Source organism: Candidatus Nanopelagicales bacterium (assembly GCA_037045355.1).
Classification (GTDB): Bacteria; Actinomycetota; Actinomycetes; order S36-B12.
The window spans coordinates 69,429-81,468 of record JBAOHO010000026.1 but is presented as its reverse complement, the minus strand read 5'-3'; the positions used below and the strand labels follow the sequence as shown (position 1 = coordinate 81,468).

Here is a 12,040-nt window from a genome sequence, read left to right as displayed (position 1 = left end):
CCCCTCGTCGGGGGCCCTCTGTCCCCCTGTCGGGATCCCTCTGCCTCCCTCACCGGGGAGACTCTTGTCGGGAGCTCACTCATGCGCTGGAGCTCTTCTCTGATAAGTCTCTCCTCTGATAGGGCTCTTCTCGGATAGGTCTCTTCTCAGACTGGTAAGGGTCAAACTATGCTGTTGCCCATGACACTACTGGTGGGTCGCGTAAGGAGTCAACTTGATTTTTGCCTATGACACCGAGTCCGCCATCCTCGGTGCCGCGGCTCTGGTGAACACCGCTGCCCGCCGTGCCGAAGGTCTCCCTGACACCCCCGCCTTGGATCGTTTCGTGGTCGCCGAAAAATGGAGCGGCATGCGCAGCGGGGACGTCCAGGAACTCGACCGAGTGCGGGAGCTGCGACCCGTCCTGCGGCAGTTCTGGGAACTCGACGAACCTGGTGCCGTAGACCTTGTCAATCGACTACTGCGGGAGGCGCGAGCCCTGCCCCAACTCGTCAAACACGACGACTGGGATTGGCACCTGCACGCCGCCGGCCCGGAAGCCGATCTGCCCACCCGGATGTCCGTCGAGGCCGCAATGGCCATGATCGATGTGATCCGCACCAAGGAGATGTCGCGGTTGCGCGTCTGCGCAGCAGAAGACTGCGATGCAGTGATCGTCGACCTGTCCAAGAACCGATCCAAGCGCTACTGCGATGTGGGCAACTGCGGTAACAGGGCGAATGTCGCGGCCTACCGTCAGCGTCGCCGAGTCCAACGGTCTGCCAGGATCGACCCATGACCGAGCGCTACACGATCGAGCAGATCCGCGCGATCGGCCAACCCCCGTCGATCACCGGTCGGCGCAGTGCGGAGCACTGGACCGCCTCGCTGTATCTGCGCCGCTTCTCGCCCTACGTCACCAAAGCCCTGTTGCCGACCGGAATCAGCGCCAACGGGGTCACCGGCCTCATGATCCTCACCGGCTGGGCGACCGCCGCCGCTCTGCTCATCCCCGGACTCCCCGGGGCGGTGCTTGCAGCCCTCCTGGCCCAACTGCAGATGCTCGTCGATGCATCGGACGGTGAGGTTGCCCGCGTGCGGGGCACGAGTGGGGCATCGGGCGTATTCCTGGACAAGATCGGTCACTACACCACCGAAGGGCTGATCCCCATCGCACTCGGGGTGCGGGCTGCTGGTGGATTCACGCTGGACAGCGGGTGGATCCTCGCGGGGACGCTGCTGGCAGTACTGCTGATGTGGAACAAGGCACTGAACGACATGGCCGAGTCCACGCGCTACCTGACCCAACTGCCCAAGATCGCTGATTCCGACGAGGCAGCCGCTCCGCAGGTCGGCGCCCTCAACACGCTGCGAAACGCTGCCCGCTTCGTACCCTTCCACCGGATCTACCACTCGGTCGAGATGACCCTCTTGATCCTTGTGGCCGCCGTCGGCGATGCACTACTGGGCGACCTGACGGCAACCCGGGTGCTCGTGGTAGCCCTGCTCCCGCTGGCAGCCTTGTCGACGCTGGGTCACGCGATCGCGATCCTGGCGAGCAGTCGGCTGAAGTGACGTGCCCGCCGATCCGGCGGGCATCCGGTGCGACCAGCGCCTACGATTTCCGCAATGTTCCAGGGCATCATGATCCTCTGGTGGGCGCTCACAGCAGCTTCCGTCGTGTTCGTGATCGTGGATATCTGGCGCGTGACCCCAGAGGCTGTCACGCTCAAGTGGGCCTTCGTCATCCTGACGATTTTCACCGGCCCCTTCGGCGCCTTCTTCTATGTCCTGGGATGTCGTGAACCACTGCGTGGCACGCATGAGCAGTACGTCGCCGCGCGCTGGCGGCAGGTACTCGGCTCCACCATGCACTGCGCTGCCGGGGATGGGCTCGGCATCGTCGTGGGCGCCGCTTTGGGTTCCGTACTGGCATTGAACTTCTGGAGCGACTTCGCGGTCGAGTACGTACTGGGTTTCGGATTCGGATGGCTGTTCTTCCAGGCGTTCGCCATGCGCTCCATGGCAGGTGGGTCCTACTCCGCGTCGTTGCGCATGACCTTCCTGCCCGAATTCCTGTCCATGAATGTGCTCATGGCCGGAATGCAGTTGACCATGGCGGTGATCATGGCTCTCTCGGCCGACACCCATCACCCGTCGCAGCCGGGTTTCTGGTTCATGATGTCCATGTCCCTGCTTGTGGGATTCATGGCTGCCTATCCGATGAACTGGTGGCTGGTCGCCCATCATCTGAAGCACGGCATGTTGACTGTTCGTCGGGACGGGGTAGAGCCTGGGCCGGTGGCAGCAGGAGAGCACGAGTCGCACACATCGGGGCCGGCCGGGTCGGCTGAGTCGAGCGACGGTGCGATGAGTGCCATGACGGTCGAGAGCCCCTCGGGGGCGGCGACAACGCCAGCGATGACCGCTCGTCCCGGCAATGTCCAGCTCATCGCTGTGACCCTTCTCAGCCTCGCGATCCTGACAGCTGCGCTACTGGTTGCGCATTCGATCGGGATGTAGTGGTCACTGCCGGCGATCCCGCTGCCGGCGCGGCGCTCGAGCACCGCCCCAGGGGCACGTGATCGGTAACGGGATCAGTCCCGCGGCTGCCGGGGCATGCCCGCGGCCACTGCGATACCCAGAGCCGCAGCACTCAACGGAACACTCTCGGGAATCACGACAGGTGCGCCCGTCCGACGGCGCAACAACGTGTCTGGGTCTCCCACGAGGTTGATCCCCGAGCGAGTGAGACGACGATAGTCCCGTCGCTGGCGCTTGCGCGCCTTGACCAACGCCCACTGTGGTGTGCCGATCGGTGGCTCGGTGGCATCGGGATGCCGGTCCTCGACCATCGCGCGGATCGCGCCGTGCCGGATTCTCTCGCTGTAGTCCCGCCACCCCATCCGATCGCGAATAGTCAGATTCACCGTACGGATCAACTCGGCTTCTGCAGCTGTCATCGAGCGGTTGGCGGCGCCACCGCGGTAGGGGTCCAACAGGCCGTCCGGCAGGCCGAGTAGGCCCTCGGTCGCACGGTAGATCAGGTCGTGGTTCTGCGGGTCCAGCATCACGGCGGTGATGCGCTCGGGCGGAAGCACTCTGCGCCACCGTGTGACCAGAGCACCGAAATCGGCGCGGCGCCAGAACCCCTTGGTGGTGGTGGGCCTCCGGTTGTTCAGAACATCATGCAGCCAGTCCTCGTAGCCCACGGTGAAACCGGTCTTGAGGTACTGCTGCCAGGAACTGGGCAGAAGGTCAGCCAGTGGGCGCACCGCGAACACGACGTGGACCCGATCGGGACCGAGGGCATCGACGACGCGGCGCACGGCTTTGAGTTTCATGCGTCCGAAGAACTCGCTGCTGATCATGACGCGCCCCTTGTGGCGGCCAGCCTGACGCACGAGCCGACTCCAGTTGCGTGGGCGCACCGTCGTCGCCTCGTCGCCGAACCCGATCGAGAAGCCCGTCGCGGCCCAAGCCGCACTGTGGTGAGCGATGTCCGACCCGGGGTAGAGCACCCCGTGGGACCGCAGTTCGGGGCGGGCCCGGGCCAGCGCTGTCTGTAATGCGGTCGAACCGGTCTTGTGAACCCCAATGTGCAACACGATCGCGTTCTCGGAGGTCGAAACCCTTTCGGACGCACTCATCCGGCGCGTCCCAACCACTGCACGGAGGCGAGGATGACGCTCACGATCAATAAGTAGACCCCAATCACGAGGCTCCCGGTACCAACCGTCCCCGTGACGAGCAGGACGACCAGAATCAGTAGCCGCACCGGAACACCACCGCACAGGGCCTGCAGCCATAGCGGCGGTGGCCGCCGAGCAATGGCACGGTAGAGCAGGTCGTAGCGGTGGAATGCGATAGCGAAGAGCAACATGAACATCGTCGGCCCCGCGAACCCGGTTGCCGCGAACCCGGCCGCGAGCCACATCGTCATCTCGATCGCGGCAATCACCGCCGGGACCGCCCACGCGAAAGGAAGCCAGGCGACATCACTGGGCGTGGCCAGGAGCAGTGCCACGACGAGCAACAGCAGAACGGTGGACCCGAGGCCCCACCCTGTCAGGAGGGCGACCAGCGCAATCAGCCACACCACGGTGACCCCGATAAGCGGGGCGACCGGTGGAATTCGCGCCCAAGGTCTGGCTGTCGTGAACAACCCGGTGTCGAGCTGGTCGGCGATGACCGACTCCGCGATCGGTCCCCGGTGCCACCGCAACGTGCGCCGAATCCGGCCGATGGTGGCGTAACCCCAGGACAGCACCCCAACGCCGAACAGGAGGATCAGGGTCCACCAGCCGCCCAGGAGGATCGCACCGGCAGACAGGAGCAGCCAGCGCTCCCCGATGGGCAGGAACAGGGTGCGGCGGAGCATGACGGCCGGCCCTGAGGACTCGGAGGGGTCGGCGGCCGGTGTCACACGCGAGGCGCTGGCGGCAGCGCCGGACAGCAGCGGCCCTGCGACGTCGGCGATGTCGTGGGCCTTCTGAACTTCGGTGAACGTGTAATCGGACAGATGCCGCGCTGTCTGAAGGGTCATGACTGCCGCGGCCAGCCACCAGCTGCGCCCATCCGTGCCCACAGCAGCACCCGCGGCCAGGCCGGCATAGGCGGCGAACTCCTTGACGCGGTCTGTCACCGCGTCGAGCCAGGCCCCGGTCCGACTGAACCGCCCGGTCAGGCGGGCGACCTCACCGTCGGCGCAATCGACCACGAGCGACAGCTGCAGCAGAACGGCCCCGATCACCATTGCCCAGAACTGACCCACCGAGAACAGGCCTGCTGCCGCCAGGCCGATGACCAATGAGGCGACGGTGATCGCGTTGGGGCTCCAGCCCCGCCGAGCAGCCAGTGCGGTGACGGGCTTGCTCAAGCGACGCAGCACTGACACGGAGTACCAGCCGTCATCGGAACGGTTGGCTCGAGTCAACCGGATCCGAGCAGCGTCCGCGGCTGTGACAGCGACTACCTCGTCCTGAGTCCCCCACGGCCAGGGCGCGATCGGCTCGGCGCGCACGACGACACCGGCTCTGACCACGGCGCGCAGGAGCCAGGTGAACGCGTCAGCCGCACCCAGCTGCCGGGCCCGAAGTTCCTGAGCGGCGGCGGTGACGGCATCAGCTGCAACCGTCCGATCGTTCGCTGCCACATGAAGCAGTCCTGGGCAGCGGGATGCCGTTCCCGGCTCGGGAAACTCATCGGCCGCGACGGCCACGATCCTGCCGTGCGCCACTCTAACCGCCGTGCCGGGGTCGGATCCGGCAGTGAGCGCGAAGGTGCCGCGGGGTCCAGGAGCCGAGAAGTCCGCCATCGCCTGCTCCGGCAGGCTCAGCCCGCGGGCCATCACCACGACATCCTCGGAGGGATCTGAGGCAAGCAACTCCGCCAGCCGCCCCAGTTCCGTGGGCACGTCCTCGCGGTCCGCCGCCACGGACGTGATGGCCACAGTCGGCGACTCGGGCGGTGTCGTCATACGACTCAGGAGCGCTTGAGCAGGCTGCGCAGTCGCCGTTCCGTCGAACGGGCACTCGTGGGCGGGGGCGGCTCAGCGGCAACGCTCTTTTGTGCCGACCGCAGGTAGCGCTCGGCGGCCAGCAGCGCTCCGGCGGACGCGGCGACCGCGGTGTCCATCGACACCATCTCGGGGGACGCAATCGGGCCGTCGATGTCCCACTTGGCGTCGCCGAGGACGTCGATATCGCCCACGATGACGGCGGACATCTGCCTCAACTCCGCCGCTTGGCGGCTGCCGAGATCAGCGGCCCGCTCCGCCGCCCAGCGGGGTACGGGGATCGGCTCTCCAGGTCCGGTGTCCAGACGGTAGAAGCCGGGGAAGGCACCGAGGCGGACCATGCGCCGGTAGGACTCACGTCGCAGCTTCTCACCGACCTGAAGGTTGAGCCTGCGGAGCAGTTCAGCCTCGGCGAACGACATCGACCGGTTCGACCGAGTGTCCGGATTCAGCGTGACGGTCCCCGGCGCCACTCCGAGGAGTTGCTCCACGATTTCGAGGTTGCGGGTGGGGAACTTCTTGTCGGAGACGGCCAGGATGACGTTCTCCTCGCCGACGAGTTCGCCCCATTTGCTGACTTGCCAGGGGAAGTTGTTGCGGCGCCAGAACAACTCCTCGACGGACTCCACGTTGTCGAATGTCTTGTGCAGCCAATCCTCGAACGGCAGGGTCAGGCCCCGCTTCAGCAGCTGCTGCCACGTGGAGGCCAGCAGCCCGGACAGCGACCGCACGGTGATCAGAACTTTGACGGGACGGCCTGCACCCAACTTGCCGACAACAGTCGCGGCCTCGCGCGGGGTGGCACCGCACAGGTTCTCACTGCTGACCATGGCCCGGCCCTCGTGGCCGTTTACCGCCGCGACCATCTGCTGCCACTGCCCTCCGGGCTTGTTCTCCGCGACCAGCACGAGCAGTGATTTCCACCGCGGCACCCACGATGCGGGTCCGCGATAGAGGACCCCAGCCTCGGTGAGGGCTGGCCCGGCAGCCCTCAGGGCCTCCTGAAGTGCGGTGGTCCCGGTCTTGAAGACCCCGACGTGGAGCAATAGGCCGTTGTCGGGGATGGCCGCTAGTCCGGTCGTCGTGCTGTCCACGGTTCCTCCCGGGCTGGTGGCTCGTGCGCGCTCCGGCTGACAGAGTCACCAGCCCGAAGCGGGCTCAAATTACCAAGCGTGGTCAGACGCGACCAAACACGACACCGGGAACCCTCACCGCTGCGTCAGAGAAGTCGCAGGCGCCATCCGTCGGCCGGAACTCCTGAAGTCGGGCTGATTCCCAGTGGGATCAGCAACTACTGCTTCCCCACGCGTGGCAGGCGATCCTGACCGATGTGTGGGTGCGCAGCAGTGCCACCGACCCTTTCCCGCTGTTGGGAAGGATCGTTTCGTTGCGATCGAGGTAGTGATGCAGCCGCTCGGTGCTGCCCCGCCCCACATGCACGTAGGCGGTCTCGCCGGGCGCCAATGTCGTGCCTTGGGGGAACTCGTAGACCTCGGCCATGACCGTGAGCACATGGAACGAAAGGTCGACCATCTCACCCGACGTGTTGGTGATGTCGACGGTTTCACGGTTCGGATCCTCGGCCTCGTTGCCCTCGGGATCGTAGTTCGCCCGGACGCTCACCTTGCCCGTCAGCGGACTGGTGCAGTTGACCTGGCAGGGGTAGAAGGTCCATGCCCGCAGATCGCCATCGGGGTCCTGAAGGTAGGCGCCGCCGATGCCGTAGCGGGAGGCTTCTGGGTTGGCGAAGTCGACCTTGGTGCCGAAGTAGAAGTGCCCGTTGCCGTTGCTGCCCGCACCCTGGTGGATCTGGATGCTGGCCTGCGGCTGGATCACGGTGCCCGCCGGGAAGTTGAAGAACTGATGCTTGCTCGTGCGCAACTTCCAACCCCCGATGTCCACCGGAGTTACGCCTGCGTTCACCAACCGCGCGTACTTGCCCTGCTTGTTGGTGCGGTTGTTGCCGTCGGCGTTGTAGTTCACGTACAGGTTCAGGACGGCCTCCTGATACGGCCCCGAGCGGCACGCGTCGGTGTCGAACAGCCCCACACCAGCGGCCGCTGCCTCCTGGCCGGCGCGCGAGTAGTCCTTCTCGTTCATGGTCTCGTTGCGGACGGAGTTGGGCAGAACCAACCCTTGGCGCAGCAGTTCGGTCTGAACGTCCTGGCCCCTGTGGTTGAAAGCCAAGCGCAGGGGACGCGGTTCGGAGCCCTTCTGATTCGGCACGTGCGCGTTCTTGAACCGGGCCTTGACCGTGACCTTGGTCTTGCGGGGCAGCAAGCGCCGCAATGCGGCTTCAGCCTCGTCGGCGTGGCACTCGCCGCGCTCCATGGCCTGGATCCCGGCGAGCCTCACCCTGGACACGGGAGCCGCCTCCGCGGCGATCTTGCCCAGGAAGGTATCGCCGTCGGTCACCCGGACCACAGTTCCGGTGGCGCTGTACTCGGCCGCCGCGGGCGTCACGACGATGGCACCCATCAGCGCCACTGCGGCCGTCACCGCGCAAGCCTCGCGCAACATGCTGCTCACCATAGACAGACTCTCGGCGCACCCACGTCGAATCTTGAGTTCCATTGCTCCACGCGGGTTATGTCAAGCCTTGGGGAGACCGAAATGCGGTCACAGCAAGGCCCTGCTCTGTCCATCGCGCCGGGCACCGCCCCCGAGCCGGGGCTGCCCGGGCGGTCGCCCCGGCTGTGAGTTCAGCGACCCCGGCACCATGCGGCGCCGCCGATCGACCACGTCGAGCGGCAAGTCGAGCGGCAACCGGGCCCGCGCGCCGAGCGTTTGTCGTGCAGGGCCGTGGGTATCCTGCTTCAGTCTCAGTGCCTGGAGGTGGCGTGCATCCCGTCGCGAAGGTTCGGCGCACCGCCCGCCGACTCAAGAGAGCGCTCCCATTCGAGGTTCACGCTGCCTGGCGGCGCACCCCGGTGCGGACCAATACCGTGCTTTATGAATCCTTCGGTGGCAACGGCATGCTGTGCAATCCGGAGGCGATCTTCCGCGAACTCATCGCCGATCCGGCGTTCGCGCACCTTACTCATGTGTGGGTTCTCGACGATCCGACCGCACATCCGCGGGTGACCTCCGAGTTCTCGGGGAACTCACGCGTGAAGTTCGTCCGGCACCGATCCACCACCTACTACCGCCACCTGGCCACCGCGGGCTACCTCGTCAACAACGCGACCTTCCCACCTCCGTTCAGCAAGCGGCCCGGGCAGGTGTACATCAACACATGGCACGGAACACCGCTGAAGAAGATGGGCTACGGGATGCCCAACGGCGCCACCGGGACCCGCAACATCATTCGCAACTTCCTCGCGGCGGACTATCTCGTCAGTTCCGGGCCCTTCATGACCGAGCAGATGTACGCGATCGACTACCGCCTGCGCAACATCTTCCGCGGCCGGGTGGTCGAGGCCGGCCAGCCGCGCACTGATCGGCAGTTGGCGGTGGGAGCGGGCGAGGCGGCCATCGCCGCCCTGGCGGACACAGGGCTTCCCGTCCGCGGCAAGAAGGTCATGCTCTACGCGCCGACGTGGAAGGGCGAGTCGTTCTACCGGCCCTCGGACACCTCGGCGGAGGTCGCCGAGGTGGTGCGCTCGCTGCGGTCCGGCCTCGGACCCGATTGGGTGGTCCTCGCCAAGGTGCACCAGGTCGTCTACGACGCTGCCCGTGAGTCCGGCAACCTGGCTGGGGTTCTGGTCGACAACGACATCCCGACGAACCTCGTCCTGGCGGCCGCGGACGCCTTGGTCACCGACTACTCCAGCATCTTCTTCGACTACTTGAGCCTCGACCGACCGATCTTGTTCTACCTGCCCGACCTGGCCGACTACTCCGAGTCCCGGGGACTGTACGAACCTCCGCAAAGGCTGCCGGGGCGCAAGGCCGTGACTCTGGACGACCTGACCCGATTGTGTACCGACCTGGCGGCCGACCTTCCCGACGACTCCATCGCACTGCGGCGGGAGTGGCGCGCCACCTACGCGCCGCTCGACGACGGTGGTGCGACGCGCCGCTTGATCGACGTCGTGTTCAGCCGGCACGACAGCGAGGTTCTCGTCGACATGTCCCGGGACAGCCGGGAGCGCATGCTGATCTACCTGGGTTCGATGAAGTCCAATGGCATCACGACCTCGGCACTGAATCTACTGTCCAACCTCGACCACGATCGATTCGACGTGTCCGTGTTCTACACGTTCACGGGCAGGGGCGATCAGGCCGCCAATATCGCGGCTGTCGATCCGCGAGTTCGCCATCTGCCGCGCATCGGTGGCATGAATGGCTCGAAGTTCCGCCACCTGCGCCGCGAGCAGATCGCCCGCAACGGGTTGCCGGAGTCCGTGCGCGACGCCGAATCCCTCCCGATCGTCGGGCTCTTCCACGACGAATGGATTCGCTGTTTCGGAGATGCGGAGTTCGACTACATCATCGACTTCAGCGGCTATGGACCGTTGTGGGACTTCATCTTGTTGCAGGGCAAGGCGCCGAACAAGAGCATCTGGCTGCACAACGACATGTACGCCGACGCCCGACGGGAAGTCCACGGCAAGCAGCACCTGTTCAAGAAGTTGCACAGCGTCTTCACGACGTACCGGTTCTTCGATCACCTCGTGTCGGTGTCCGCCGAACTCGCCAAGGTCAACTCCCGGACATTGGCCAGTTACGCACCTCAGGATTCGTTCACCTTCGCGGCCAACACGATCGACTACCAACGCATTCGCGACATGGCGGTGCAGTCCGAGGACCAGGACTACCGCCCCCCCAAACGTTCCGATGCCACCGTCGACGAGGTCGGCGACCTGGGTGAGGTGGCCGACGGCCTGACCGACGGCAGCAACGACTGGACGTGGTCCGATGCACCGGGGGTCACGACTTTCGTGACAGCCGGCCGACTGTCCACCGAGAAGAACCACGAACGCTTGATCCGGGCCTTCGCCAAGGTCCACGCCGACCACCCCCGGACCCGGCTGATCCTGTTGGGCGGCGGGCCGCTGGAGGAGCATCTCAAGTCGGTCATCGACGAGTTGTCATTGTCCGACAGCGTGGAGCTTGCCGGGTTCCAGACCAATCCGTATCGGCCCATGTCCCGCTGCGACTGTTTCGTCCTGCCCAGCGACCATGAGGGTCAGCCGATGGTCATCCTCGAGGCTCTGACACTCGGACTGCCGGTGATCGCGACCGAGTTCTCCAGCGTGCGCGGAGCCATCCCCCCGGGATGCGGCATCATCGTGCCCCGAACCGTCGACGGCGTCGAACAAGGGCTGCGCGAGTTCCTCGGTGGTCGGATTCCGCCTCCGACCTTCGACCCCGAGTTGTACAACGCCGACGCCATGCGGCAGTTCTACGACGCCATCGGGGTCAGCGGGCCCCGGGCCGCCGCCGCCCGCTGACGACAGGACACGACGCATACACTGAGCGGCGCCGCGGGTGAGCCGCCCCGCTCGATGAGGATGGTGTGAGACATGGAAAGGCCGATCTTCGTCATCGGTTCGATGGGGTCGGGGACGACTCTTCTGCGACTGATGCTGGACAGCCACCCCAACATCATGATCGCCCAGGAGACGGGGTTCCTGCGGGCGGTGATGGCCCAGTACTACATCCCGTTTTGGAAGTTCGGGGGCGAGTGGCTGTCGCGGATCGGGATGACGGAGGCGGAACTCGACGAGTCCTGCCGGACTTTCTACGACGACATCTTCAGCCAGGCTGCGGCGAAGCGCGGGGCGACCCGATGGGGTGACAAGACGCCGTATCACGTCCACCACATGGACCTCGCGGCCCGCGTGTTCCCCGATGCCCAGTTCATCGCGACAGTGCGGCACCCCGGTGCTGTGGCCAACAGCGTCGGGCGTTTCAAGTGGGATTGGAACAAGGGTGTCGAACACTGGACCCACAGCAACCAGAACATGGTCGATGCCGGCATCAAACTCGGGGACCGGTTCCACCTGATCCGCTACGAGGACCTCGTGACGGACACCGAACCGGTGCTGCGCGAGGTGCTGGACTTCTTGCAGGAGCCATGGAAGGACGAAGTCATGGCCCACCACGAGGTCCAGGGCGGAGGTGTCGCCGAGGGTGGCACCAAGTCCAGCGATCCCGTCGACACCGCGCGCATGTCGAAATGGCGTAGCGCGGTCACCGACAAACAGTTGCAGCGGCTGGTCAAACGAGCCGACTCCCAAGCCCGCATCTTCGGGTACACCGCGGCCGACCCGCTGCCCACTGGACCCCTCGGACTGCCGGGCACGGGCTTGGTGGGGGTCACGGGCGCCGGTCTGCTCGATCGCTACAACGACGCCCAGCCGGTGCGTCGGGTGAACATCAACGCCACCTTCGAGAACCGGCTGTACACGGTGGACTCGATGGCCGAGGAGTTGCGCAAGGCCTACACCGCGGGGATGTCCGGGGGCCGGGTCCGTCCTGCCTATCGCAAGGAAGTGGAGGCGGGATTGCCGCCCCGGGCCAACTCGACCTCCCCGATCGCGCGGGTACGCCGGCGCGCCGCGCGCGCCATCAACCCGGACATGTGAGCGGAGGACT

At 65.9% G+C, this 12,040-nt stretch carries 9 protein-coding genes; 5 read left to right on the top strand and 4 right to left on the bottom strand.

All coding sequences use genetic code 11. The annotated features are described in order from the left end of the window. Positions 1–214: 214 nt before the first annotated feature. The 3 genes from V9E98_13070 to V9E98_13060 are packed head-to-tail and all read left to right on the top strand — an operon-like array spanning position 215 to position 2,502. Entirely contained in the window at positions 215–778 is a 564-nt protein-coding gene (locus V9E98_13070; GenBank protein ID MEI2717894.1) for a CGNR zinc finger domain-containing protein, read from the top strand. Continuing rightward, on the top strand, positions 775–1,554 hold the full coding sequence (locus tag V9E98_13065; GenBank protein ID MEI2717893.1) for a CDP-alcohol phosphatidyltransferase family protein: 780 nt from the start codon (positions 775–777) through the stop codon (positions 1,552–1,554). The genes V9E98_13070 and V9E98_13065 overlap by 4 nt, the downstream gene beginning before the upstream one ends. Before the next feature lie 54 nt (positions 1,555–1,608). Then, positions 1,609–2,502, top strand: coding sequence for a DUF4396 domain-containing protein (locus tag V9E98_13060; protein MEI2717892.1), 894 nt, complete (start codon positions 1,609–1,611; stop codon positions 2,500–2,502). A gap of 74 nt (positions 2,503–2,576) precedes the next feature. Here the strand turns inward: V9E98_13060 and V9E98_13055 are convergent, their stop codons facing one another. The 4 genes from V9E98_13055 to V9E98_13040 all read right to left on the bottom strand — a co-directional run bounded on the left by V9E98_13055 (position 2,577) and on the right by V9E98_13040 (position 8,029). Beyond that, positions 2,577–3,629 carry a hypothetical protein gene (locus V9E98_13055; GenBank protein MEI2717891.1) on the bottom strand — a complete coding sequence of 351 codons (1,053 nt, stop codon included), beginning with the start codon at positions 3,627–3,629 and terminating at the stop codon, positions 2,577–2,579. Then, complete coding sequence (locus V9E98_13050) at positions 3,626–5,458, bottom strand: CDP-alcohol phosphatidyltransferase family protein (GenBank protein ID MEI2717890.1); 1,833 nt, start codon at positions 5,456–5,458, stop codon at positions 3,626–3,628. The genes V9E98_13055 and V9E98_13050 overlap by 4 nt, the downstream gene beginning before the upstream one ends. A gap of 5 nt (positions 5,459–5,463) precedes the next feature. Next, a complete protein-coding gene (locus tag V9E98_13045) occupies positions 5,464–6,591 on the bottom strand; it encodes a hypothetical protein (GenBank protein MEI2717889.1) in 1,128 nt (375 codons plus the stop codon). Positions 6,592–6,781: 190 nt separating this feature from the next. Next, a complete protein-coding gene (locus tag V9E98_13040) occupies positions 6,782–8,029 on the bottom strand; it encodes a lamin tail domain-containing protein (protein ID MEI2717888.1) in 1,248 nt (415 codons plus the stop codon). Between the two features lie 308 nt (positions 8,030–8,337). On the opposite strand from V9E98_13040, the gene V9E98_13035 reads away from it, so the two are divergent. Both V9E98_13035 and V9E98_13030 read left to right on the top strand, forming a co-directional pair. Beyond that, positions 8,338–10,893, top strand: a complete 2,556-nt coding sequence (locus V9E98_13035) for a glycosyltransferase (GenBank protein ID MEI2717887.1) — start codon at positions 8,338–8,340, stop codon at positions 10,891–10,893. A 72-nt stretch (positions 10,894–10,965) separates the two neighbouring features. Next, positions 10,966–12,030, top strand: coding sequence for a sulfotransferase (locus tag V9E98_13030; protein MEI2717886.1), 1,065 nt, complete (start codon positions 10,966–10,968; stop codon positions 12,028–12,030). The last annotated feature ends 10 nt before the right edge of the window (positions 12,031–12,040 follow it).

Bases quoted from the DNA above. Each gene is read 5' to 3' on its own strand.
- V9E98_13065 (MEI2717893.1), top strand. From the start codon at position 775: ATGACCGAGCGCTACACGATCGAGCAGATCCGCGCGATCGGCCAACCC.
- V9E98_13060 (MEI2717892.1), top strand. From the start codon at position 1,609: ATGTTCCAGGGCATCATGATCCTCTGGTGGGCGCTCACAGCAGCTTCC.
- V9E98_13055 (MEI2717891.1), bottom strand. From the start codon at position 3,629: ATGAGTGCGTCCGAAAGGGTTTCGACCTCCGAGAACGCGATCGTGTTG.
- V9E98_13050 (MEI2717890.1), bottom strand. From the start codon at position 5,458: ATGACGACACCGCCCGAGTCGCCGACTGTGGCCATCACGTCCGTGGCG.
- V9E98_13040 (MEI2717888.1), bottom strand. From the start codon at position 8,029: ATGGTGAGCAGCATGTTGCGCGAGGCTTGCGCGGTGACGGCCGCAGTG.
- V9E98_13030 (MEI2717886.1), top strand. From the start codon at position 10,966: ATGGAAAGGCCGATCTTCGTCATCGGTTCGATGGGGTCGGGGACGACT.